This is a genomic window from Flaviflexus massiliensis (genome assembly GCF_001375495.1).
Taxonomy (GTDB): domain Bacteria; phylum Actinomycetota; class Actinomycetes; order Actinomycetales; family Actinomycetaceae; genus Flaviflexus; species Flaviflexus massiliensis.
Window position 1 is genome coordinate 308347 of record NZ_LN831056.1, and the last position, 24250, is coordinate 332596.

The following is a 24250-nucleotide window of genomic DNA, read 5'->3' on the forward strand; positions in this document are numbered from 1 at the left end:
GAAATAATCATGGCTAGCGGTCAAGACAATCAACAATCAGAAAAACGTTACCTCATTGAACGAGGACCGGGGTTCCGTGCCGGCCGTCGTGACCTACCAAGAAACCTTAACGCCGCCACCATTGGCGCAGGCGTTGTCGCGGCAATCTTCGGATGCACGGGACCCGCACTCATTGTCATTAACGGCGCACAGCAGGGCGGGCTCACCGCCACCGAGACAGCGTCCTGGATCTTCGGCATCTACGCCTTCGGCGGGCTCATCTCGCTCCTCATGGCGCTCTACTACAAGCTTCCAATCGTCGGGGCCTTCTCCATTCCAGGAGCAGTTCTCGTCATCAGCGGCTTTGGTGAATTCACCTTCGCCGAACTCGTTGGGGCATTCCTCTCTGCCGGTGTCATCGTCCTCCTCATCGGCCTCTCGGGGTTGATCCGACAAGTGGCGAACTGGATGCCGTATCCGATCGTCATGGCGATGATCGCGGGAGCACTCATCCGATTCGGGGTTGGCGTTGTTGGCGCTGCGGTTGCGCTGCCGGTAGTCGTCCTCTCCGCCATCGTCGGATACATCCTCATGAGCCGCTTCACCAAGCAGATCCCCGGCGTCATTGGCGCGCTGATCTTCGGTGTGGTTGCGGCCCTCATCTCCGGATCCTTCAACACCGTGGAGGGCGGAATTGGTTTCACCGCACCCCAGCTTGTTGCTCCGCAGTTCAGCTTTGAAGCGATCCTCGCGATCGGCCTCCCGCTCGTACTGCTGGTCATCGGCGCTGAGAATGCGCAGGCCATGGGAGTGCTGATGTCGCAGAAGTACAAGATCCCATTCAACTCGATGACGATCATCTCCGGCATCGGAGGCCTCCTCGCGCCCCTGTTTGGTGGACACAATGCCAACATTGCTGGCCCAATGACCGCGATCTGCTCCTCCGATCAGGCCGGTGAAAGGAAGGAAGGCCGCTACGCGGCCGCCGTTGTTAACGGCGTCTTGTTCGGTGCCTTCGGTGTCTTTGCTGGCGTTGCCGTTGCAACCGTCAGTATTCTGCCGAGCGAATTGACGGCAACACTGGCCGGTCTCGCCATGATCGGCGTGCTCCTCACTGCATTCCAGGGCAGCTTCGGAGTTGGGCAATTCCAGGTCAGTGCGCTTGTCGCGCTCATAATTGCCATGAGTGAAGTTTCACTACTCAACATCTCGGCCCCGTTCTGGTCACTCGTTGGAGGAGTCATCACAGCCCTCCTGCTGGAGTCCAAGGACTTCAGATACAAGGACGAGGTGCAACCCGAATTCATTGAGGTTGGCGAAGACGATTTCGACGAAGACATCGAAACGCCCAGCCAGAGGTAGCCACCAGAGTAGGAGAGCGCATCATGCGTGACATTCTCAGCAGCATTGTGCATTGGACAGAACCATTTGCCGTTGCCACCGTGACAGAAACATGGAGCTCCGCCCCCAGAAGGCCGGGATCGTCCATGGCGGTCAGCTCCACCGGCGAAGTCGTCGGAAGCGTTTCGGGTGGTTGCGTGGAAAGCGACCTCTACCTGCGATGCCAAGAGGTGATCGCGGGAGGGGACACTCAGGTGGTCCGGTACAGCGTTGGTGATGGTGATGCGCTCTCCATTGGGCTGACGTGCGGAGGACGGATCGATGTCGTCATTCAATACATCGATCCGTCCCTCGGATGGCTCGCAGCACTCCATGACGCGGTCCTCTCGCGAACACCCGTTGCACTCTGCACGATCCTGGATGGCGACGGAGCCGGGCAAACAAGACTCGTTTTGCGGGCAGAATCGCATGGCACCACCCATGTTCCGCACGTTGATCGAGAGCTCGACCGGAGGGCGCTCGATACGGTGAGCCGCGATGATGGGTCGATCATCGACATCGCATGCGACTGGCTCGACAAACCCGTGCATGCACGAGCCTTTGTCCTGTCACTCACCCCGCCATCACGCATGGTGATCTTCGGATCCACCGACCACGCGGCGGCAGTGTGCCGCATCGCCAAGTTCATGGGATACGACGTCACAGTATGCGATACCCGCCCCGTGTTCACGACACCGGCCCGGTTCCCCGATGCTGACGAGGTCGTTGTGGAATGGCCAGAAGACTACCTCGACCAAACCGTCATCGATTCACAGACCGCGATCTGCATCCTCACCCACGATCCGCGATTCGACATTCCCCTGCTCGAAAAGTCGCTCGCAACAAGAGCCAGATACATCGGTGCAATGGGGAGCCGCAAGGTTCATAAGAAACGGATGGAGGAGCTGCGTGCTCGCGGACTGACCGAAACGGAACTCAGCAGACTCCATTCCCCTATCGGCCTGGATATTGGCGGATACTCACCCGAGGAGGTTGCGGTCGCAGTCGCTGCCGAACTCATTGCCGAACGCCACGGTGGGACCGGGCAGTCGCTCTCCCGAGTATCGACAGCCGAACGCACGGGTGATGTTCTTGCCAGGGAACTGGAGACAGCGGTGACTCAGCCGTGACCCACGCGGAGGCTGTACAAGGACAAGAGCGAATCGGAGGGATCGTGCTTGCTGCCGGGGCAGGAAGCCGCTACGGCAAGCCAAAGATTCTCGTCGATGACTGGCTGGAAAGATCTGTGGCGGCGCTTGTTGATGGTGGTTGCCACGAGGTCTTTGTCGTCACCGGTGCGGTTAGGCCTCCCATGCCCCTAGGAGTAATCGAGATACACAATCCCGACTGGAGCGAAGGTATTGGATCTTCCCTTCGTCGGGGCCTCGACTTCGTCGGTAGTACCTGGGACTGTCTCGCCATCCACCTCATTGATTGCCCGGACATCGGAGCCAACGTCGTGCGCCGAGTGCTGCTCAGTGAGGCGCCGCTTGCTCGAGCCACATTCAACGGACTCCCGGGCCATCCGGCCAAGATCCCCGGACCGCTCATCCAAACCGTCAGAGCACGGGTCCACGGTGACATTGGAGCCGGACCGATCCTCAAGGAACTTGGCGTTGCCAGCATCGAATGCGGTGATCTCGCATCAGGCATCGACATTGACTACATTCTCGAACGAGAACACACCGCTACTCGGTAAATTCTAATACAGGAACTTTAAGCAATATATGACTTAAGTACCATTTGCCCGGTTAGAGTAAATCTCTTCCCTTTGAATGGTCTTGTTTGTATCCTGGAGGTACGTCACGCCAAGAGCGTGAGACGGAACCCAGGAAAGGGAGAACGGCATGACCGTGATGGATAAGTTCAAACTTGATGGCAAGGTAGCCTACGTGACCGGTGCGGCGCAGGGCATTGGTGAGGCACTCGCAACGGGACTCGCAGAAGCGGGAGCCGACGTTGCAATCGTCGACATTAACCAAGAAAAGGCCGAAGCAGCCGCAAAGCGAATCGCCGAAGCAACGGGGCGCAAGACCAAGGCATACGCCGTCGACGTGACGGACCCCGAAAATGCTGGCAAGCTCGTTGACCAGGTCGTTGCCGACTTTGGGGGATTGCACGCCGCATTCCACAATGCTGGCATGGCGCACAACGTTCCGGCCGAGGACCTGTCGGTCGAAGACTGGCACAAGATGATCAACCTCAACATGCATGCGGTGTTCTACGGTACCCAGGCAGCTGGTCGCTACATGCTGGAAAACGGTGGTGGCTCGATCGTCAACACCGGTTCGATGTCCGCCTCGATCGTTAACGTTCCCCAGCCCCAGATCCACTACAACACCTCCAAGGCCGGAGTCGTCCACATGTCGAAGTCGTTTGCAGTCGAGTGGGCAACCCGCGGTGTCCGTGTGAACACGATTAGCCCCGGCTACATTGCCACCGAACTGCTCCAGTCGGCAGAGCTCGCTCCGCTCCGTGAGGAGTGGGAGTCGGTGACCCCGCAACGCCGTCTCGGCCAAGCCGAAGAACTCGCTGGCATTGCCGTCTACCTGGCAAGCGACGCAAGCACGTTTGCAACCGGCTCCGACTTCATTGTTGATGGTGGATACACGGCAGTGTAAGTAGCCATGTCACCTGCCAAAACGCAGTGACTAACAAAGTGACGAACAACTTGCTGTGCTGTGCCCGGTCTCTATCGAGACCGGGCACAGTGCTTTCCAAATCCATCTGAACCAACTAGTAGTCGGACCGGTTTGGAATTGTGGTTAGCTCAGATCGGGGGCTGGCAATCCCACGTAAACGGTTTCGAGGTATTCCTCGATTCCTTCCTTCCCACCCTCGCGACCAAGTCCAGACTGCTTGAGCCCGCCAAAGGGAGCCGCTGCATTGGAGATGGTGGCGGTGTTGACGCCGAGCATGCCGATCTCCAGCTTCTCTGCGAGGCGGAGGGTGCGGGGAAGGTCGTTGGTGTGGAAATATCCGCCCAAGCCAACCGTGTCCGTATTGATGATCCTGACCAGTTCCTTCTCGTCCTCAAAGCGCACAACGGGTGCTACGGGTCCAAAGATTTCTTCGGTCATGATCTCCGCGTCCACCGGAACATTCGTTAGCACCGTTGGCTCAAAGAAATAACCTTCGTCTCCAATGCGGCTACCTCCGGTTTCCACTGTGGCGCCGCCCTTGACTGCACGGTCAACGAGGCCAGTGACATCGTCAAGCTGCTGCTGACTGACGAGCGGACCAACCTGGGTGCCTTCCTCGAGACCGTCACCGACTCTGTGTGCCGCAAGTGCCTTCGTGAGCTTGGAAGTGAACTCGTCATACACGTCGGTGTGAACAAAGAAGTGGTCGGCTGCGTTGCAGGCCTCACCCATGTTCCTCATCTTTGTCGCCACGGCAGCGTCGACAGCGCGATCAACGTCGGCATCCTCGAACACAATGAAGGGTGCGTTTCCGCCCAGCTCCATCGAGGTGCGCAGGACGTTCGTGGCCGCCTCCTTAAGGAGTGCCCGGCCCACGGCAGTGGAGCCGGTGAAGGACAGCTTGCGCAGGCGCCGGTCGGCAATGATCGGGCCCGTGATTTCTCGGGAGTTCTTGGAAGGAATGACGGAGAGAACGCCCTTGGGTAGGCCCGCTTCGTCCATGATCTTCGCAAACATGAGGGCAGTGAGCGGGGTTTCCTTCGACGGCTTGAGGATGGCTACGTTGCCGGCCGCGAAGGCGGGGCCGGCCTTGCGGGTGGCCATGGCAAGAGGAAAGTTCCAGGGAGTAATGAAAAGGCAGGGACCAACCGGGCGGCGCACGACGAGTGCCTGAAGGTGACCTTCGGGAAGGCGGAAGTAGTCTCCGCGAATACGGGTGGCTTCTTCGGAGAACCAGCGCAGGAACTCTGCCCCGTACGTGACCTCACCCTGAGCCTGGTCGAGGGGTTTTCCCATCTCCAACGTCATGATCAACGCCAGATCATCGCGGTATTTCGTGGCTGCTAGTTCAAAGGCTTTGCGGAGAATATCCGCACGGAACCGGGGAGAGGTTGCCGCCCACTCTTCCTGCGCGGCAACCGCAGCATCCAGAGCCTCGATACCCTCCTCTGGAGTTGCAGAGGCAACCGTTGTCAGGACCTCGCCGGTCGCAGGGTTGAGGACATTGAATCGCTCACCACTTACAGAGGGACGGAACTCGCCGTTAATAAAAAGATTGGTGGGGATATGGGCCAGGAGGCCAGCGATATTGTGCTCGGTCATGTCCTTCTCCTTCGAAGTGTGCGTTTCATTCCCTTCCACTCTATTGCTCGGCGGGAAGCAGTGCGAGTATCGAATCTTTTTTTGAGCGGAGATTCGGGACTTCACTCCTTTCAATAAATCGCTTGGAGAGAAGGCTCCAGGGAACAACGAAGAAGATTGATTCATGAAATGTCCGGAATACACAGGTGATTCTGTGAAATGGAGTGAGACTGCGGTTTTTGGGCACGTGGTAAGGGTTGCGTCCCTTAGTGTGGTGTAACGCTTTCTGATGGTGGGCCTTGGGAAATATTGGGGCGGCCACCGTCAGTAACCTTTCGACTCAACTACCACATCTCACCGAAAGGCACGTAACGATGACCGCTGCTCCGCATTCTATCGACCCTGCAACCTATCTGGACGATCTGCTGGCACAGGCTTCCCCGGATCTGATGCGTCAGATGCTGCAAGGGTTTATCAACCAGATCCTCTCCGCCCAGGCTGATACCGTCTGCGGGGCTGAATACGGCGTCGCTTCTGCTGAGCGGGTCAACCACCGTAACGGGTACCGTCACCGAGACCTCGACACCCGGGTCGGCACGATCGATGTGGCGGTACCGAAGCTGCGCCACGGCGCGTTCTTCCCGGACTGGCTGTTAGAGCGACGTTCACGGGCCGAACGAGCCTTATCGACTGTGATCGCGACCTGCTACCTCAAAGGGGTTTCCACCCGTAGGATGAATGACCTGGTGGCAACACTTGGGATTTCCAACATGTCGAAATCCCAAGTATCGCGCATGTCGGAAGAACTCGACGAGATGGTCGCAGACTTCAAAAACCGCCCACTCGATCCCGGCGGGTACGCCTACCTGTCCTGCGACGCATTGACGATCAAAGTGCGCGAAGGCGGCCGGGTGGTCAAATGCTCCGTACTTTTGGCCACCGGTGTTAACGCTGACGGGTACCGCGAAATGCTCGGCATACATGTCGCCACTGCGGAATCCAACGCATCGTGGAAAGGCTTCTTCCAGGACTTAAAAGCCCGCGGGCTTTGTGGTGTCTTCCTTATAACCAGTGACGCCCACGAAGGCATCCAGCACGCCATTTCTGAAGTGCTGCCTGATGCGTCGTGGCAGCGGTGCCGCACCCACTTCGCGAAAAACCTCTACGAAAAGGTCCCGAAGACACAGTGGCCGATGGTCTCTGCGATGTTCCAGACCATCTTCCAGCAACCCGATGCCTCATCTACTTGGGGACAAGCCCGGGAGGTCGTCGACTTGTTGGAGCCGAAATTCCCGCAGGTTGCGGCCTATCTGGAGGAGTCGCTTGATGAGGTGTTGGCGTTTACCGCAGCGCCGAAACCAGTCTGGACGAAGGTGTGGTCGAACAACCCCACCGAGCGGTTAAACAGGGAGATCCGCCGGCGCACCGATGTCGTGGGCATCTTCCCGAACCGCGAATCCATCATCCGGCTTGTCGGTGCGGTTCTTGCCGAGCAACACGACGATTGGATCCAACAAAAGCGCTACATGTCACTGTCCGCACTCGAACACACCAAACACCTCATGCACCACCCAGGAGGTGATCATGGCGACCAACACCAGCTAACCGCCTAACCCAAAACCCCGAACTTCATACCGAGCCGAAAGCTAGACCGCTACACCACTACACGGGACTTGACCGTGGTAAGTCGCTTTGCGGCGAGTTTGTGCGCCATGTGAGAGGATTCGAAGATGCCCCTTCTCCTCACTGTGCTTCTGATACTTCTGCTAGTCAGTTCGGGTACCTGCGTGGTGTTGATTCGCAAGATCAAGAGACTGGAATACGAGGTTGGGGAACTTCGGGATGAGGCTGAGGTGCGAGAACGAAGGCCAGCCATCATCGCTCATGAAATTAGAACTCCGCTGGCACTCGTTCGTGGTGCTGCAGAACTTCTTGCAGAGCAAACTCCCGGACCACTCAATGATCGACAGCTCGAGTTTGTTGAAACAATTACCGAAAACTTATCGCAGATTATCGACATTTCGGAGAATTTTATTGCACAGGTGCACCTGGCTGAGAACCCGGAAATTCAGCATTGGGAAACCGTAAATGTGCGGGATGTCGTTTACGAGACTGCGCGGAACTTGAGAAAGGTAACCAGCGTACCGATTCATGTGGATGCTCGAGGTGGCCCAATGCCGATTGCTTCGGATCCGAAACTCATTCGTCAGCTCGTTTGGAATCTCGTCAATAATGCGGCAAGGCACGCGGGCGAGGGAGTGCCCGTGTCGGTGCGTATCTCGCCTTCTGAGAGCGGGGGAGTGCTCCTGTCCGTGAATGATTCGGGTTCGGGTATGGGGGAGGAGGATCTCAAAAAGCTATTCACGCCATTTGCTACGGGTTCTTCCCGTAGGCCAGGTAGCGGCATTGGCATGATGGTAACCAAGCAAATCGTTGAAGCACACGGAGGGAAAATAATGATCGACTCTGAGAAAGGATATGGAACGGCCGTTCTCGTCGCCTTGCCGGCAGGCGGTGGGCGCCTGTGACTAAGCCGGTTGCCCTCATCGTCGATGATGAAAAGCAAATGACATCAATTGTCTCCTTTGCGCTGGAAGTGCAGGGGTTTGATTTTCATACCGCCCACAATGTGGCCGATGCGTGGCGAATTCTCAACACCTATTCGATCGATATTGTTGTCCTGGATGTCATGATGCCTTCCGGATCAGGTATCGACCTTACGCATCGGATTCGCACGTTGTCGTCCAGCATCCCCATCATCCTCCTGACCGCCCTCGGTGCGGAGAAGGACAGGATTGCTGGCTTGGAGGCTGGGGCTGATGACTACGTGACGAAACCGTTTAGTCCGCGAGAACTCGCGTTGAGAGCACAGGCAATTGTGCGCCGGTCCAATTCGAGAGCTAACCAGGATTTTGTGGAGTACGGTTCACTTCTGATTGACCGCACAAGGTTGTCGGCAACGTGGAAGGGTCGCCACCTGGATCTGTCGGACACGGAAGTTCGGTTGTTACTGGCTTTGTCCGGGGGTGACATCGTGAGCCAACGGGAAATCCTCAATAAAGCATGGGCGACGACCGAGACCGTTGGCGGGCGTGAAATGGTGAAGACGACCATCTACAGACTGAGGCGGCAACTGGCCAATCTGAAGGTTGAGGGCCTCGAGATCGAATCTCACAGGGGTCTGGGCTACTCCTTGAACGTTGAGGAATAGCTATTTCTTTGGCTGACCTCACTCTTGGTGACAGCGTTGTTACCAAGTGTTACCTGGGGCTGTGGTGGTGTTACCCGGGTATAGCCAGGATATTCAGTGAACGGTGCCGTTGACATTGGAGTGATGGTGCCCCACTGAGTAAGGGATATTTCATGGCTGAAAAATCTAGAGGGAGTTTGGGCGTGCTAGCAGCTCCAAGCGTCGCACCCCGCCTTCCGGAAGAAGAGCAAGCGCCTCTCTATAAGCGCCTCCGAGGGCAAGCATTCCTAGGAATTTTCCTAGGCTACGCAGGCTATTATCTGATTCGAAACAACGTATCGATTGTTTCTGCAGTACTTGAAGAACACAATGTGCTTGACGCACTGGGATTGGGCATTGTTGCGAATGCTGTTCTCTTCTCCTACGGTCTTTCCAAGTTCTTCATGGCCATGCTGTCCGACCGGGCGAATGCGCGCTACTTCCTCCCGCTCGGACTCGCATTGTCCGCGATCGTTAACCTCCTCCTTGCCTTCGTTCCGATTCTGACGGCGTCGGTCGGCATCTTTGCCACGATGATGTTCATCAACGGTTGGTTCCAAGGAATGGGTTGGCCGCCTTCCGGGCGTGTACTCGTGCACTGGTTCTCGACCAATGAACGTGGCTGGATGACCTCGATTTGGAATTGCGCCCACAATGTTGGCGGTGCCGGCGTCGGTATTCTGTCAGCCTGGGCCCTGTCTGAGTTTGCGAGCAATGAGGCTGACTGGACTCCGGCGTTCTGGGTTCCTGCTATTGTCGCTCTCGTTGTCGCAGTCATTGCCTTTATTCTTATTCGCGACAGGCCAGAGGCAGTCGGTCTTCCCCCGATTGAAGAATGGCGAGAAGACCCGGCGAAGGTTGACGAGACCGCTGAAGAGCTGGAGATGCCGTGGAAGGACAAGCTGTTTAAGCACGTCCTCACCAACCGAGTGATCGTACTGCTCGCACTGACCAATGTATTTGTTTACACCCTCCGTTACGGTGTCCTGAACTGGATTCCGATCTACCTGACGAATCAAATCCACGCCGCAAACATCACGGATGGCATCATCGGCTTCGCTATCTACGAGCTTGCTGGAATTGTCGGCACCCTGCTGTGCGGTTGGATGTCTGACAAGGTGTTCAAGGGATGGCGTTCCGGTGCGGGACTAGTCTTCATCCTGGGAGTTGGAATCGCGCTAGTTTTCTACTGGCAGATTCCCGCGTCGGCTCCGCTATGGATCTTCTACGTTCTGATCGCAATCATTGGTGGCCTGATTTACGGCCCGGTCATGCTCATTGGTTTGATGGCAATTGACATGTCTCCTACGAACATCGCGGGAACAGCAGCCGGTTTCACAGGACTGTTTGGATACCTGCTTGGAGCTTCGCTCGCCTCCACTGGCGTTGGTCTGCTGGTCAAGCACTTTGGCTGGGACGTAACATTCGCCTGCCTGGTAGGGGTTGTTCTTCTGGCTCTCGTCTTTATGTGGGTGCTGGGACGAGATGAGCGGAAGATGATGATCGAGCGGGAAGAAAAACTCCGCGACATGGTGGAAGACACCAAGTAAACGCTCAATCATGACGTGTATCCGCCAGCACTTGATGCTGGCGGATACACTGCCAATTATGCTTGTACGGTCTCGCTGGTGGCGGGCAAAGCTGCCCACAATTGCCACACTAGTAATCCTCTCCGCCGTCGCGCTCGGATTGGTCGTAGTACCCCGGATTGGTGCTTCCGAACTTGTGGTTCTGTGCTCAAACAATGTTTCAGCATGTGAGGCCGTCAGTGCGGCTTATGAAGAGCAGAGTGGGCAACAGGTCACCGTGGTTCGTATGCCCACATCTCAAGCCTTGACTCGAGTGCGTGTTCCCAAGGAATCTGGAGAGTTCGATGTCTGGACGGGTGGACCTGCAGACGCCTATGCCATTGCCGCCCGTGAGGGTCATCTTGCAAGTGTTGAACTTGAAGCTCAATCAGTACCGGACAGGTTGCAGGACTCAGAAGGGCGATGGTACGGAATCTACGGAGGTATTCTTTCTTTTTGCGTTACCAACTCGATTGAGCCACCAACCACCTGGGCGGAACTCAACAGCGACTCTTCTTACCGAATTGTTCTTCCCAACCCGGTGAGTTCTGGAACTGCGGCCACGATCCTCTCTGTCCAGGTAGAACGGCTGGGAGGTGAGAGTGCGATGGTGGACTATATGAAAAGACTCGACGAAGCCGTGCTCTCATACACGGATTCGGGAACGGTCCCGGCTCATCTCGTCGCGTCGGGAAGAGCCGACATTGGGGTTTCCTTCGCCCCTTACTGTGAAACTGAAAAGCTCCTTGGAGCGGACGTTTCTGCAATCTATCCATCCGACGGTACGGGTTTCGAAGTTGGGGCAATCGCAGTCTTGGAGGAAAGTAGGAGACAGGATGCCGCAGTCCAGTTCCTTAACTACGTAGTCTCGGATGAAGGGCAGCAAATTGGCGCCCAGGTTGAGAACCAGTTACCGGTAAGTGAGTCGCTCGAACCGAACTTAATCGGGCAGTTGGAGGAACTTGAGACTGCAATTTATGGCTGGAATATTCAGGAAATTGGAGCAAGCCGAGCCGGTTTGATCAATCTCTGGTTGAACGAGGTCCGCAACGGTGCGTACTAGCCCGCCGTCGGTGCAGGTCAAGAGAAATCGGGTCAGTGTTCGTACTGGTCTCATTGCGGTCCTCGCTTTCGCTTGGTTCTCTGCATATTGGATTGCTATTGGAGAGCAGGGGACCCATCTTCTGCCGGTGGTGCAAAGAACGTGGGTTATGGGACTCTCCTCGGGCTACTTGGCTGCCTTGGTGGCAGTACCGTTAGCGTTCTACTACCGCACTGGGCCCCGGACAAGCAGGGTCCTAATTGGATTTGGTGCCTGTACTCCTGTTGCCTTCGCTCCACTGACACTAGCGACCGCACTGGTCCAAGAACCTTTTAACCTTGATCCGTACGGCTCGGCAGTCATTGTGCTGTCGCAGGCGCTAGCTAACCTGCCGATTGCATTCCTGCTACAGGTAGGGACCCTCATGCTGGTCCATGACAATCTTATTTTTGCGAGCGCGACATTGGGACTCGAGCCTCGCAGAACTGCTAGGCGCCTCTTCGGGAGCAGAAGAAGATGGTCCTTTGTTGTTAGCGGAATGGTTGCATCGCTCTTTGCGGCATCGGATCCTTCGGTAAGCCTGGTATACGGCGGAACTCAGAGCTATCTCGCATCCCATATTTATCGGGGGCTGAATGCCGGGATGCAACCTGGTGCCGCTATCGGTGCGACTCTCGCACTTCTACTACCGGCCGTTTTTCTGGCGATTTACCTCACCAGGACGATCACGTCCTCATGGTCTGCCAGTAGCCTGCTCGCATTCGGTCAATCTGATGTCAGTACTTACTTTGGGAGGCAGAGGTTATACCAATTCCTGAGTTTTGCTCTGCTGGCTCTGATTGGACTTGTCCTGTTGGTGATTGTCGTAGGAGCACTTGGCGTAAATATTGGGGAGGTTCTCAACGTCAGTACTGTACTGACAACACTGGTAACGGTCATTGCCATAGTTGTGAGTGCGTCCCTGGTTGGTCTGTGGACAGCGCGACTCTCGAGGCGGGGATCAAGCTCGGCGTTCGTCGTTTCCTTTGTCCTGATCCTGAGCTTTCTTGTTTCTCAAACTGCCATTGGAATGATTCTCTCGTCCCTGCTTCGCAATGCTGTCATCATCGGACAGACACCTGTGCTTCCGTCACTCGTTGGCGGTGGAGCATTCGCTGGAGGATACATTGCGGTAGGAATTGCGTACCTCTCCATCGCAGCTCCGATAGCACACCTGACAATGAGTGGGATTTTACGGAGTACTACAGATCTTTACGATGCTGCACTCGATAACGGGGCCGGCCGACTTCGTTCCGTTTTTATGGTACTCCCTGCCGTGGCGCCACGTCTGGTCGCCATGATGGCGATCCTGTCAGGGATTATCTTGACGAGGCTTTCACCGATCCTGTTTGTGCAACCTCCCGGCTATGCCGTCCCATCCACGAATCTTCTGACACTGGCATCGGCAGGGTGGGATGAGCACGTTTTTGCTCTCGGGGTCGTATCGGCGATTATCCCGATGCTAGCTTTTGCCTACGCTGCAACTCATGAATTTCAAGGAAAGGGACGTAAGAACGCGTGACGGAACTGGAACGGCAAAATCACCGTGAGCACGGCAATACCGAAACGGGACTGGTGGTGCGAAACCTGAACGTCTCCTTTGACAAACCAGTAATTAGGGGTGTCAACCTTCGTGTTGATGAAGGTGAAATACTGAGTCTGGTGGGCCCTTCGGGATCAGGAAAAACAACTCTTTTACGGACTATTGCCGGCTTGCATGCCCATGCAGGTGGGAGGATCTTGATCAACGGGCGCGATATCAGTGATGAACAACCACAGCATCGCAAAACCGGCTTGGTGTTCCAAACGCCGGCACTCTTTCCCGACTTAACAGTCCGAGAAAATGTCGCTTTCGGATTAGATGACGCAATGATGAGTGACAGTCGCCGCGATGATCTGGTCGAGATTGGCATGACCATGATGAATATCGCGGGGCTTGCCGACTTACGACCGGATGTCCTCTCAGGTGGGCAGGGTCAGCGAGTTTCGTTTGCTCGCACTATTGTCCGTAGGCCGCGCGTACTTCTACTTGATGAGCCCGTTGCTCACGTGGAGGTGGCACTAAGGCACGCAATTCACAAGGACATCACCACCCAAGTGCGCAGGATGGGGATGAGCGCAATCTACGTCACCCATGACATTAGCGAGGCCTGTGCACTGGGTGGTCGGATCGCGATCATGAATGACGGTCAGATTGTTCAAGAAGGTACACCGCGGTGGGTTTACCAGCATCCAAACAGTGCTTTCGTTGCGGAGCTCATGGGGGTGGTCAACGGGTTTGCTGCGAGGGCGATCAATAGGACAGGCAATCTAGCGCATGTGAGACTTGGCAAGGCGACAGTGTCATTGCCGTGCCAAGACAGCGTAGTAAATGGCCCCGTCACGGTGTTTGTTCCTCCCGAATCTGTGGACCTTTCCGACGCTCCCCAGAGGGAAGGATTCATGCTTGGACAAGTTATCGAAGCAGGATTCGCCCGAACCCATATGGTTTATGACATTGAGACGGATTTCGGGACGCTTGTCGCTCACGACTCCACGCAAAAGCCTCCACGCCAGATTGGAGAACGAGCCTGGTTTCGGATCCGTGACGGCTGGGTTATCCCACCTGAAGACTAGTCACGCCACAGGCATGACAAAATAGCCACGTGGTAGAGATTTCTGAAGAAGAGTTCGAGGAAGCTGTCGGTGACGCCCTTGACTTGGTGCCGCCTGAGCTAATGAATGCTGTCGACAACGTCGTGTTCCTCATTGAAGAGGAGCCCACAGAAGAGCAAATGGTTGGAACCGAGCTAGTGGATGGTCAGCCGGGCCTACTGGGACTCTACGAGGGAACGGCATTGACCGATCGAGACGATGGTTGGTCTGGAGCCCTGCCCGATACGATCTTCATTTTCCGTGGCCCCCTGTTGAGGCTGTGCGAAAGCAGAGAAAAACTTACCGAAGAAATAGCCATCACTGTCATTCACGAAATTGCTCATCACTTCGGGATCGACGATGATCGTCTCCACGATCTTGGATGGGCATAGAGATGGGGGAGTAGACGCAACTTCAAGAGAGGAAGTACCACTTGTGTTGAGCGCAGGGGGAACACCTTCTCATTTCGACAGTGTGTAAACCTCGTCGCCTCGGAAGCTATATCTCCTGGTTGGGGCCCAGTGGTGTCACATCCATGTTTGTCGGGATCCTGTAATTCACCAATCGTTCAGCTGGTGCTTAACAACCGGGGTGAACCGGTGACTGTTTCGTGGGAAAGTGAGTGGTATGGAACTACGTCACATCATCGCTAATGGTCAGCCCCGCAGTACGATCCTGCTCCTGCACGGCTACGCCGAACACTCCGGTCGCTACTCGCACGCCATCGAACGTTTCGCTGCGGCCGGATTTGATGTGTTCTCGTACGACCAGCAAGGGCACGGTACGTCCGAAGGGAAGCGGGCCCGAGTCGATGTGGCTGACCTGATCGCCGACCACCGGGTAGCGAGGGCGATGGTGGGGGAGCGAAAGCGTACAGAGAGTCTCATGCTCTTCGGTCACTCCATGGGAGGCCTGGTCACCGCGGCCTCCGCACTCATTGATCCCAGTGGCGTGGATGCTGTCGTGCTCTCAGGACCGGCCTTCCGGCAATACCCGGAGACAGCACCCGTGGTTTCCCGCATGGGCTATCGCCTCTCTCGGCTCTTGCCAGGTGTGCCGATGGTGAAGCTCGATGCTGGGCTGGTCAGCCGCGATCCGCTCGCTGTACGCAAGTACGAGCGTGATCCGCTGAACTACCAGGGCAGGGTACCCCTGCTGACGGGAGCTTCCATGGCGGTTCAGGGGCGCAGGGTTCTGGATCATGCTCGCCTGTGGGATAGCAAGCTGCCTCTCCTTGTCATGCACGGGGAGGATGATGGGCTGGCAAACGTCGATGGTTCGAGAGAATTTGTGGCCTCCGCAAGGCTCGTAGAAGCACCCGCCCGGCTTGTGACAATTCCGGGTGCCTACCATGAGCTTCTGCAGGAGCCCGAGGGTGATGACCTGCAGGATCAGATGGTGGAGTGGATGATTGACCAGCTTGCCGAAAGCGGCCCTGCCTAGCAGACTCGGAGCCCTTCACTAGGTACGGTAAAGGGGTGAGTCCCATATCGTTCTTCCGTAAGAAAAGCTCCGAGCCACAGGAGTCGGCACCCTCTGCCGACTCACCGGTTGAGGTGGAGGAAACAGCGCCCGTCGCAGTTCCTGAACCGGAGCCGAAACCTGCCCCGCAGCTTGAGGATGACCTCCACGGCGAGGACACGAACGACGATTCTCAGGCCGCCTATGCGGCAGTGACTCAAGCCTTTGCGACATGGCGATCCGACCTGGAGAACCGGACGGATGACATCGTGCTGTCTGCTGATGAACCGGATGTTCTCGACCTGTCGCAGCTACACCCGACGGGTGCTGCTCAACTGTATTCGGGTAGCCCCACTCCGCTGACCTCACTCATTCGCGAAGTCGACGCGCAATCCAGGGCGCGCACCAAGATCAACGCTTTGATCGCGAAGCAGAGGTCCCTCGAGGAAGCCTACGGCTCCGCCCCCATCTCCCTCATTCTTGGAACCCTCACGTGGTCCGAGATCAGGGCCGGGCGCCCCGGCCCTGTCGAACCCGATGAAGACCATGACGAGGTTGAGCTCGGTGCCGCCTTTGATGAGACCGGCCAGATCGACGTTACCGAGGTTGAGGCAGTCGGTGAGCCCGTTGGTCCCCAGATCACGGAAATCACCGAGCCTGCCCTCCGCAGGTCCATTCACGTAGTTTCCTCCACGGCCTCCGACCCGGTCTTGACGCTGGGAGATGAGGCGGATGTGTCATCCGCCGTGCTCGCTGCGCTACGCCGGCACGGGGCACCGCCGGAAGCGGTCGAAGACGTGCGCACTCTCGCGCATGGTTCCGATACTCAGGAGCAGGCACTGGTCCGGCTCCGTGAACTCGCACGCGTGTACCTGCCAGGTTGCGAGTTTAAGAGCGCCACCCTCGTTGCCCTCGCTTCCTCACCTTCGGCGATCCTGCACGACGATCTGGTCATGATGGAACCGCAGATCCGCGGATCCCGATTCATTGCCGATCTGGTGCAGGAAAAGGAACCGACCACCGAGATCGCGGCTGACCCGTACGATCGGCCGCCCCATGCGGAGCGCGGTGCCGGTCAACTCGACACCACCGAACTCGACATCGTCGATGCTGTTGCTGAGGGCACCTCTATCTTTATCAATTCGACACCCGGAACAGACCCGCGCCGGGTCCTTGCCTCCATCGCCTCCGACATTGCCGCCTCCGGCAAGTCCGTTCTCTACGTGTACGGAAACACGGCCGCCCACCGGTCGTTCACGGGGCAGCTGGAACGCATGGGTCTCGATGATCTCGTGGCCGACTTCGGTCAGTCCTCCTCCGTTCCCCTGAGACTCCGCACCGGGATGAGGCTCAAGGCGCCCTCGATCGATGTTGAAGCCGTATCGGAACGCAACTCGGAACTTGAATCGGGCAGGGAAGCGCTCGTGGAATTCATGACCGCGCTTCACGAGACCTCACCCAAGTGGGGAGTCTCAGCCTACGAGCTCCTCACCCAGATCGTTGAGATGTCCTTGGTGGAGGATGGGGCGCGCACGAGCGTGCGCCTATCCGAACAGGTCGTTGGTGATCTGTCCGATGAGGAAGCGCGGCGCGGTGCCGCAGCGAAGCTGGATGAATCCCTCAGGCTCGGCCAGCGCACCTCGGAAACCAACCCGTGGGCAGGCAGCAACATCTTCACCGAAGATGAGGCAACGACGGCTCACGAGCGGGTCACCCACCTGGCCGATATCAGCCTGCCCGCGCTCATGGACCAGGTCCAGCGAGTCGCAGCACAGACCGGCCTCCGACAAGCAGAATCCCTTGACGACTGGGCAGAGCAACTGGAACTCATGGTCGAGGTATCCGACACCCTCGATGTTTTCCGACCCCACATTTACGAACGCTCCGTTGCCGACATGCTGATCGCAACAGCATCGAAGGAATGGCGAGCAAGCCACGGGGCCACCATGGGCATGACCGAACGCAGGCACCTGAAGAAGGAAGCCCGCGACATGGTCCGCCCCGGCCAAGACACCCCCGATCTCCACTCGGCACTTGCACAAGTGCAGCGCGAGCGTGAGAAGTGGCGCCTGCTTGCCGAACCGGGCTCGTGGCCCACCGTTCCGGAAGGAATGTCGCAGCTCCAGGACACCTACCGGGAAGTTAGGGCAGAGATCGACGAGATCACCGAGCTTCTGCCCGAGGATGAGCTGACGAGCATGCCCCTGCACGCTCTGCGCCAGCGCTGCCAGGTGCTCGCACGCGAATCCGGTGACCTCCAGGATCTGCCGCGCCGCAACACCCTCAACCGAGAGATCGCGGAAGCCGGACTATCGGAACTCTACGCGGACCTGCAGACTCGCGGCGTGACCCCGGAACGGGCCGGCAACGAACTCCACGCCGCCTACCTGGCCTCTGTGTTCGAGCACATGTTTTCCAGCACGCCGGCGCTCGCGGCAGGAGCAGGAAACCGGGCCGGTGACCTCATCTCCACGGTTGTGCGTCTCGACCGTGAGCACGTGGCCTCGATGCCGACCTACATTTCCCGTGCCGTCATCTCCTCCATGCGCTCCCATATCACCAAGAAGAAGGACCAGACCCTCGAGGTCGATGGATTCTTGGCCGATCATGGTGTGACGGGCTTGAAGGAAGCGATTGCCAAGCACGGTGACCTGCTTCAGTCGGCACGTCCCGTGTGGGCCATGAGCGCGGTGGCTGTTGCCCAGTTCCTGCCTCCCATGCAGTGGGCTGATGTTGTCATTCTCGATGGCATTGATGGTGTGGAGCTCGCTCAGCTCGTTCCCTCACTCCTGCGCGGCCGAACCGTCGTGGTGTCGGGCCGTGCCCACAGCTCCGGCGAAGCGGTCTCGGCACTAGCCAAGTCCCTGCCCGTCGCGAGCCTACCCACGCATTCCTCGCGCCACGATGACATGACCGCGAGCTTCCTTGCGAGCAACGGCTTTGCTTCCGACCTCAAGGTCTTCCCGAGCGCACCCACCAGGCCCGCCCCGAAGCTCAAGATCGTGGAGGGCACGGGGGTGCCTGGACCGACCTCGGGACTCGTTGAGGGGCCCGAGAAGGAAGTTGAAGCAGTGGTCGAGCAGGTCGTGGACCTCGCACTGTCCAAGCCCGGCGAATCCGTGGGTGTCATTGCTCTGAATGCGGCACATGCGGAGCGCATCCGCGCCGCCATCCGATCCGTCGCCCGCACCTCCTCCGCGCTTGGTCACTTGACCGACCCGACCGTGAAGGAACCCTTTACTGTCGTGGATGCGTTCTCTACGCTGGGGCTGCGCAGGGACCACATTGTTCTGACCGTGGGGCTTGGCAAGACCGTGCACGGCCGGGTCCTCCACTCCTTCGGTGAGCTTTCCACCCCGGCGGGTGTGGAAGGGCTCGTGTCCGCACTCGAGTCACCACGGAAGTCGCTGACCATTATCTCGTCCTTTGCCGCAAGCGACATTGACCGCAAGCGGCTGGGAGCACCGGGCTCGATCCTGCTCGTCGACCTGCTCGAAGCCTATTCCCAGCAGGGCCCGGCAGAGACCGCCCCGCAGGAAGGCACCCGCAACGCCCTCATCACCGACCTCTCGCTGAGGTTGCAGGAGCGCGGATATCGGGCGCAGGCAGCATACTCGCGTGGCGATTCGCTCGTGATTCCGCTCGTCGTTGGTCACGATGACATCCCCGGCACTTGGGCCGTGGCTGTCACGATTGATGATGATGTGTATGCGCGGGAGACATCCCTGCGGCGCAGGGATGAGTTCTGGCCCGCCATGCTCACCTCACGCGGTTGGACCGTTGTCTCCACCGTCACGACCTCCGTGTTCTTCGGTCCCCAAACCGAAGTCGACCGGATCATCGCGGCCGTGGATCACGTTCGTGACGAGGTGCGCCGAGCGCGACAGCGGCAGGCCATGGTTGGCAAGCCCCTGCCCTCACACCTCGACATCTCCACCCTGGATGATGATCTGGACAATCCCATGTGGAAGTCACGCGGTCCCCGTCCCAAGGTCTCCCCGGGCATGCCACTTGCCGCCTACTCGGATGATCAGCTCGATGAGCTCGTGACCTGGATTCTGAGTGATGGGCGCAAGAGAAGCGAGGAGGACGTGGTGAATGAACTTCGTTCCGAACTCGATTTACGCCGCCGCGGCGTCCAAATCGATGTCGTTCTCCGCAACGTTGTCCGCCGTCAATTCCCAGCAGATTCCGATCAGCGGCAACCTGCAGGTGCACCGGTGGAAGACAATGGGCAATCATTCACCGATGCCGAGGCGAACACGGGTGAGAATGGTGCTCGTGGAACCGACCAGGGTGACCGAGTCGAAGGTAATCAGTCACTTGATTCAATAGATGAGGGTGATCTGCCGGGTGGGGATGAGCAGGACGAGATCGGGTGAAGAAACGAGCTGTCTACCTTTCCCGAGTAGATCGGGAGAGGCTCGAGCGCGGCGAGATCACCTCTGCTGAAGAGGCACTACATAAAGACGATCCGCCTGCCCGGAGAAAACCCGGACAGGCGGAATCGAAAAAGAAGACTGCACTGTCCCAGCGGGATCGGGAGATCTTGGAAGACCGCCCACCCCACTGGGGTTAAGCCTTAGAGGCGGGGATCGGTGCCACCAGCATTCTGGCGAAGCAGGTCGCGGATCTCGGTGAGGAGAACAACGTCATCGGCGGGGAGCTCGGGATCCTCCGCGATGCCGGCCTTGCGGCGCTCAGCGAGCTTGTTCATGGGCATGACAACGAAGAAGTAGAGAGCAAGAGCAACGAGGAGGAAGCTCACGAGGGCGGTCAGGACCGCGCCCGGGAGGATCGTTGCACCGTTGATGGTGAAGGCACCAACGGAGTCGAAGTTGGGCTCACCAAAGATCGCGCCGATCAGCGGGTTGAGAACCTTGTCGACGAGAGCGGTCACAACCGCGGTGAAAGCAGCACCGATAACCATACCGACGGCGAGGTCGATGGCGTTACCGCGGGAAATGAATTCTTTAAAACCTTGAATCATGGGATGGGGTCCTTTCTGAATGGGGACGACTTAATCCTGCAGAACCGCAAAAAGGGGCGCCCTGGCACTCATGCCAAGGACAAATGTAGCGTGCTCTACGTCGATTGCAACATAGGCATAGACCAAGTTGTCAGAATCGGACATTGATGATGGTGCGGCCTCAGCGTCAGAAAAAGCGAGAATCGTGGCATGAGTGGCCACCTCAATCGCATTCCCTTCCTCCGTCAATGCCAGCAGCATGACCACCGAACCCACGGGAATCAGATCCTTCGGAGTGGCGAGATAAAGCGGAACAACCACCGTCCCCTCCGGCGCACCATCGGACAGGGTGGGGCCAATGACCATGCTCGAGGTTAGGGGAGTGCCCTCGGGAATGGCCACCGCCAAACGTCTCCCTTGTAGGTCATCAACGTTCTTATCAGCTGGGATAAGGCCCGAGGGAGCCTGCACCAATGTGATGTCTTCCTCAGAGATCACGTGCCCCGCCGGCATCGATCTGCTCGCCACCGCCAACTCCGCCATCATCACCCGCCCCGAGGAACCAATACTCGCCACAACCAGGGCCAGACAGAGTGCAAGAAACGTTGCGGTCAGGAGCTTGCGCCAGCGCCAAAGCATGGCCCGAACAGAAGGTTTTGAGGACATGGTCAGATCCTAAGAACCACGCCTTGACGCACTAATGTCAGGGAACTGTAAGTGGGGAGAACCTGGAGGAGGCATGCAATGTGGAAGAGCCTAAGGATACCTGCTTACAAATGCTGAGCAGGGTCGGATAAATAACTGAGCGCAGCTAGACAAATCGCTGAGTACGGCTGGACAAAAGGACTGGGGATCCACCAGTGGTGAATTCCCAGAAAGACTCTTGGATGCTTGATCCTGGCAAGCAGTGAAAGAAAAGAGTTCGGAGCTTAGCTTGCCTTCGATGACGTGGACGAGCTCGAGGATGACGAAGCGGAGCTCGATGAGGAGCTGGACTTGGAGGAGCTACCCGAGTCAGAGGAGGTGGAAGCGGCGGGCTTCGACTCGGAAGAGGAGTCCTTAGCGGGCTTGTCTGAGGCGGTCAGGCCGCTCGACTGGGAGCGCGAATCGTTTCGGTAGAAGCCTGAGCCCTTGAAGACAACGCCAACAGAGTTGAAGAGCTTGCGCAGCTCGCCGCCGCATTTGTCGCAAACAGACAGCGGATCATCACTAAAAGACTGATGAATATCGAATTCGTTTCCGCACGACTTGCAACGGTAAGAATAGGTAGGCACTCAACACTCCATCGGACAAGGATCTAACGAGTTGTAATCGTACTCCAAAGAACACCCTGGTAGCCGTGAGCGTGGCAGGGATGACACTCCCGTAAGACAGTCCCAATCGTGAGGCATCAAGAATGCTCCGGAATTGGGCTGGGAAGATTGCACAGCTGATCGGCTGGGATCAACCAGGCACAACTTTGAATTTAGATGGATCGATCGATTTTGATGATGGAGTCTGGCTGCATCACCCACGAGACCTGAACATCCTGCTCATCATGCGGCAGTGATGTGTCGAGGTACTCCCAGGGATAAATAACGGCACCAACGCGGTCGGTGACATTCAGTTTGAGGATCCTGTCGTACCAGCCCCCTCCTTGACCGAGACGGAATCCCGCATGGTCAACAGCAAGAGCCGGAACAACAATGACATCGGCTTCCTCCACTGCTTCGGAGGGGAGTGCTTCACCTCGGGGTGCAGGGGGGCGCCCGGGAGCATCCACCACCAGGTCATCATCCTCGTACTCGGCCCACATGCGAGCCAGCCCCGGACCAAGTTTGGGAAGGAGTACTCGTGTGCCGCGCTCGCGGAGTGTGGTGATGGCGGAACGCGTGTCCGGCTCATTGTGCACGGACACGTACATAGCAACAGTCTTGGCGTCTGCAACAAACTCGGCGATGGTAGACGCGAATGCGGTTGAGTACCTTGCTAGTTCCTTCGAGGTCAGCTTTGACCTCTGCTCGCGCAATGTACTGCGTACCATCTGCTTGGCATCGACCAGTTCGAAGCCAGTGAGATCGGGCAGGGCCACTTCGTGGGTGGTCATGGACACCATTGTTTCATCATTTTGATTCCGATATGAAGTTTTGCGCTGGTAACGGACAGGAGACTTTTCGCAGGTCAGGGGCTCAACTGAGGTTGTAGAGAGCGGGTTCAGGATGTCCTTGGTAGGGCATATTCCGCCTGCTCAGACAGCTACCTGACTAGGCTTGCTCCCAGGAGGTTGTTGTGAAAACGGTGAAGGAATTTTGTGAGGCCTGCCTGGCTGTCATGGGTGATATGCAGGCGTTGGACATGCCGCTGGCGGAGAGCCTCGGAGCGGTGCTCGAAAGCGATGCGCTCGCACAGGTTAGCTTGCCCCCAGTGGACATGGCGAGCACCGATGGCTACGCCATCCGCTCCACAGATCTCGCACGTGCCACACCTAAGAAGCCGGTGCCCCTGCCCGTGGTGGGGGTAATCCGTGCGGGTGAGGATTCCTTCTCGGTCCTCCCACCTGGCCATGCCATGCGTGTCTGGTCCGGCTCCCGCATCCCCAAGGGTGCAGATGCAGTAGTCCCGCTCGAGGAAACCGATAGTGGCAAAGTTAAGGTCACGATCACCCGCAGTGTTCCTGAGGGCCACGGGGTCCGTTACGAGGCTGAAGACTTTGAGGTGGGCCTCCCCGTACTTGAAGCTGGTACCCGGATCGGGAGCCGTGACATTGCACTTCTTGCTGCTGTCGGGCTCGGTTCCGTTATGGTCAAGCCGCCGCCCCGAGTCGTGGTCCTGACAGTGGGAGATGAGCTCGTTGAACCAGGAAGAACCGGGCACCCGGGAACTGTATACGACGCCAACGGTTATGGCCTCACCACCGCCATCCAAGAAATTGGAGCAACAGTCTTCCAAGCAACCCGAGTGCCGGATAGCAAGCAGGACCTGCGAGAATCACTTCTCCACCAGATAACCCGTGCCGATACTGTCATCACCACAGGCGGACTGTCCTCAGGAGGTACTGGCAACCTCAAGGAAGTTCTTAACCAATTGGGTGAAGTCCGTTTCGACAGAGTCAGCATGGCACCGCTGCGCCAATACGGAGTTGGGACCATTGGGGCGGAATACGGAATGAAGGTCCCGATCTACTGCCTACCCGGCAGTCCCGTTGCTGCACTCATTGGATACGAACTCTTCGTACGCCCCGCGCTACGCCGAGCAGTTGGGCACCGAACCATGCACCGCAGAGCAATCGAAGCGGAAGCAACAGCTCCCTGGACCTCGACAGTAGGGCTTGGTGAATATGTTCCCGTCAAGGTCACGGGCAAGCCAAGTACCGGATATCGGTTCGAACCGACCGGGATCCCCGGAGTGGAACTCCTGTACGGCCTCGCGAGAGCTAATGCGCTTGCGATCATCCCAGCAGCACAAGAAACGGTGGCTGTAGGGGATTGGCTGAGGTGCCTGATCCTGGATTGAGCCCCATACCCTGAAGATCACCTGCACGTTACGGCAACACTCCGTGAGGCTTCATGATTTACCGGGGGTTCAAGCTTTAGGTTTATGGTGTGGAGATTCAGGGATACGCTCTCTTTGCGGCAATAGTCATCTTGGTGGCAGTCGTATATCCGGCACTATCCTGGAAAAGCCGAGTTGCACTCGCAACACCGGTTGCTGAAGGCGAATCTGAGAACCTCCGCGTAGTTAACTCCG

Annotated in this window: 21 protein-coding genes and 1 pseudogene; 17 read left to right on the plus strand and 5 right to left on the minus strand. The window is 57.6% G+C overall.

Going from position 1 to position 24250, the window contains the following annotated elements; genetic code table 11:
* Window positions 1-9 precede the first annotated feature (9 nt).
* From BN1241_RS01490 to BN1241_RS01505, 4 genes are all read left to right on the plus strand, one after another.
* Window positions 10-1341 (plus strand): benzoate/H(+) symporter BenE family transporter, encoded by a 1332-nt coding sequence (locus tag BN1241_RS01490; protein ID WP_077138222.1) that lies wholly within the window; start codon window positions 10-12, stop codon window positions 1339-1341.
* A gap of 23 nt (window positions 1342-1364) precedes the next feature.
* Window positions 1365-2489, plus strand: coding sequence for an XdhC family protein (locus BN1241_RS01495; RefSeq protein ID WP_077138223.1), 1125 nt, complete (start codon window positions 1365-1367; stop codon window positions 2487-2489).
* Between the two features lie 44 nt (window positions 2490-2533).
* Entirely contained in the window at window positions 2534-3058 is a 525-nt protein-coding gene (locus tag BN1241_RS01500; RefSeq protein ID WP_187117584.1) for a nucleotidyltransferase family protein, read from the plus strand.
* A 148-nt stretch (window positions 3059-3206) separates the two neighbouring features.
* A complete protein-coding gene (locus tag BN1241_RS01505; RefSeq protein ID WP_054951962.1) occupies window positions 3207-3980 on the plus strand; it encodes an SDR family oxidoreductase in 774 nt (257 codons plus the stop codon).
* A gap of 144 nt (window positions 3981-4124) precedes the next feature.
* On the opposite strand, the gene BN1241_RS01510 is transcribed toward BN1241_RS01505, so the two are convergent.
* Entirely contained in the window at window positions 4125-5603 is a 1479-nt protein-coding gene (locus BN1241_RS01510; protein ID WP_054951963.1) for an NAD-dependent succinate-semialdehyde dehydrogenase, read from the minus strand.
* A gap of 353 nt (window positions 5604-5956) precedes the next feature.
* Here BN1241_RS01510 and BN1241_RS01515 point away from each other — a divergent pair, with 353 nt between their 5' ends.
* The 11 genes from BN1241_RS01515 (at window position 5957) to BN1241_RS12730 (ending at window position 20134) form a co-directional block, all read left to right on the plus strand.
* A complete protein-coding gene (locus tag BN1241_RS01515; protein ID WP_054951813.1) occupies window positions 5957-7195 on the plus strand; it encodes an IS256 family transposase in 1239 nt (412 codons plus the stop codon).
* Between the two features lie 174 nt (window positions 7196-7369).
* On the plus strand, window positions 7370-8110 hold the full coding sequence (locus BN1241_RS01520) for a sensor histidine kinase (RefSeq protein WP_222704363.1): 741 nt from the start codon (window positions 7370-7372) through the stop codon (window positions 8108-8110).
* The gene (locus BN1241_RS01525; protein ID WP_077138224.1) at window positions 8107-8793 is read left to right on the plus strand and encodes a response regulator transcription factor; all 687 of its coding nucleotides are present in this window, start codon (window positions 8107-8109) and stop codon (window positions 8791-8793) included. The genes BN1241_RS01520 and BN1241_RS01525 overlap by 4 nt, the downstream gene beginning before the upstream one ends.
* A gap of 152 nt (window positions 8794-8945) precedes the next feature.
* Window positions 8946-10361, plus strand: a complete 1416-nt coding sequence (locus tag BN1241_RS01530; RefSeq protein WP_054951965.1) for an MFS transporter — start codon at window positions 8946-8948, stop codon at window positions 10359-10361.
* A 58-nt stretch (window positions 10362-10419) separates the two neighbouring features.
* Window positions 10420-11442 carry an extracellular solute-binding protein gene (locus BN1241_RS01535; RefSeq protein WP_222704364.1) on the plus strand — a complete coding sequence of 341 codons (1023 nt, stop codon included), beginning with the start codon at window positions 10420-10422 and terminating at the stop codon, window positions 11440-11442.
* 1048 nt (window positions 11443-12490) lie between these two features.
* A complete protein-coding gene (locus BN1241_RS12725; RefSeq protein WP_147599176.1) occupies window positions 12491-12982 on the plus strand; it encodes an ABC transporter permease family protein in 492 nt (163 codons plus the stop codon).
* Window positions 12979-14076: an ABC transporter ATP-binding protein gene (locus BN1241_RS01545; RefSeq protein ID WP_054951968.1), complete on the plus strand. Its 1098-nt coding sequence runs from the start codon at window positions 12979-12981 to the stop codon at window positions 14074-14076. The genes BN1241_RS12725 and BN1241_RS01545 overlap by 4 nt, the downstream gene beginning before the upstream one ends.
* 38 nt (window positions 14077-14114) lie before the next feature.
* Window positions 14115-14486 (plus strand): metallopeptidase family protein, encoded by a 372-nt coding sequence (locus BN1241_RS01550; protein WP_230198235.1) that lies wholly within the window; start codon window positions 14115-14117, stop codon window positions 14484-14486.
* A gap of 235 nt (window positions 14487-14721) precedes the next feature.
* Window positions 14722-15537 (plus strand): alpha/beta hydrolase, encoded by an 816-nt coding sequence (locus BN1241_RS01555; RefSeq protein WP_054951970.1) that lies wholly within the window; start codon window positions 14722-14724, stop codon window positions 15535-15537.
* 35 nt (window positions 15538-15572) lie between these two features.
* A complete protein-coding gene (locus BN1241_RS01560; RefSeq protein ID WP_147599179.1) occupies window positions 15573-19937 on the plus strand; it encodes a hypothetical protein in 4365 nt (1454 codons plus the stop codon).
* Window positions 19934-20134 (plus strand): hypothetical protein, encoded by a 201-nt coding sequence (locus tag BN1241_RS12730; RefSeq protein WP_147599181.1) that lies wholly within the window; start codon window positions 19934-19936, stop codon window positions 20132-20134. The genes BN1241_RS01560 and BN1241_RS12730 overlap by 4 nt, the downstream gene beginning before the upstream one ends.
* 3 nt (window positions 20135-20137) lie before the next feature.
* On the opposite strand, the gene mscL is transcribed toward BN1241_RS12730, so the two are convergent.
* Both mscL and BN1241_RS01570 read right to left on the minus strand, forming a co-directional pair.
* Window positions 20138-20545, minus strand: coding sequence for a large conductance mechanosensitive channel protein MscL (gene mscL / locus BN1241_RS01565; protein ID WP_054951972.1), 408 nt, complete (start codon window positions 20543-20545; stop codon window positions 20138-20140).
* A gap of 30 nt (window positions 20546-20575) precedes the next feature.
* Entirely contained in the window at window positions 20576-21190 is a 615-nt protein-coding gene (locus BN1241_RS01570) for an SAF domain-containing protein (RefSeq protein ID WP_082418152.1), read from the minus strand.
* A gap of 282 nt (window positions 21191-21472) precedes the next feature.
* On the opposite strand from BN1241_RS01570, the gene BN1241_RS13140 reads away from it, so the two are divergent.
* The gene (locus BN1241_RS13140) at window positions 21473-21643 is read left to right on the plus strand and encodes a hypothetical protein (protein WP_230198236.1); all 171 of its coding nucleotides are present in this window, start codon (window positions 21473-21475) and stop codon (window positions 21641-21643) included.
* Window positions 21644-21657: 14 nt separating this feature from the next.
* Here the strand turns inward: BN1241_RS13140 and BN1241_RS13145 are convergent.
* Window positions 21658-21798: pseudogene (locus BN1241_RS13145) on the minus strand (FmdB family zinc ribbon protein); the annotation flags it as partial.
* Between the two features lie 191 nt (window positions 21799-21989).
* Entirely contained in the window at window positions 21990-22610 is a 621-nt protein-coding gene (locus BN1241_RS01575) for a 5-formyltetrahydrofolate cyclo-ligase (RefSeq protein WP_054951999.1), read from the minus strand.
* A gap of 182 nt (window positions 22611-22792) precedes the next feature.
* On the opposite strand from BN1241_RS01575, the gene BN1241_RS01580 reads away from it, so the two are divergent.
* Window positions 22793-24016 (plus strand): molybdopterin molybdotransferase MoeA, encoded by a 1224-nt coding sequence (locus BN1241_RS01580; protein ID WP_077138226.1) that lies wholly within the window; start codon window positions 22793-22795, stop codon window positions 24014-24016.
* Window positions 24017-24250 lie beyond the last annotated feature (234 nt).

What these genes read in the sequence shown, in the direction of transcription:
- BN1241_RS01530 (WP_054951965.1), top strand. Translation starts at nt 8,946, where the DNA reads ATGGCTGAAAAATCTAGAGGGAGTTTGGGCGTGCTAGCAGCTCCAAGC.
- BN1241_RS01570 (WP_082418152.1), bottom strand. Translation starts at nt 21,190, where the DNA reads ATGTCCTCAAAACCTTCTGTTCGGGCCATGCTTTGGCGCTGGCGCAAG.
- BN1241_RS01575 (WP_054951999.1), bottom strand. Translation starts at nt 22,610, where the DNA reads ATGACCACCCACGAAGTGGCCCTGCCCGATCTCACTGGCTTCGAACTG.
- BN1241_RS01535 (WP_222704364.1), top strand. Translation starts at nt 10,420, where the DNA reads ATGCTTGTACGGTCTCGCTGGTGGCGGGCAAAGCTGCCCACAATTGCC.
- BN1241_RS01495 (WP_077138223.1), top strand. Translation starts at nt 1,365, where the DNA reads ATGCGTGACATTCTCAGCAGCATTGTGCATTGGACAGAACCATTTGCC.
- BN1241_RS01505 (WP_054951962.1), top strand. Translation starts at nt 3,207, where the DNA reads ATGACCGTGATGGATAAGTTCAAACTTGATGGCAAGGTAGCCTACGTG.
- BN1241_RS01510 (WP_054951963.1), bottom strand. Translation starts at nt 5,603, where the DNA reads ATGACCGAGCACAATATCGCTGGCCTCCTGGCCCATATCCCCACCAAT.
- BN1241_RS01515 (WP_054951813.1), top strand. Translation starts at nt 5,957, where the DNA reads ATGACCGCTGCTCCGCATTCTATCGACCCTGCAACCTATCTGGACGAT.
- BN1241_RS01555 (WP_054951970.1), top strand. Translation starts at nt 14,722, where the DNA reads ATGGAACTACGTCACATCATCGCTAATGGTCAGCCCCGCAGTACGATC.
- mscL (WP_054951972.1), bottom strand. Translation starts at nt 20,545, where the DNA reads ATGATTCAAGGTTTTAAAGAATTCATTTCCCGCGGTAACGCCATCGAC.
- BN1241_RS01490 (WP_077138222.1), top strand. Translation starts at nt 10, where the DNA reads ATGGCTAGCGGTCAAGACAATCAACAATCAGAAAAACGTTACCTCATT.
- BN1241_RS12725 (WP_147599176.1), top strand. Translation starts at nt 12,491, where the DNA reads ATGATTCTCTCGTCCCTGCTTCGCAATGCTGTCATCATCGGACAGACA.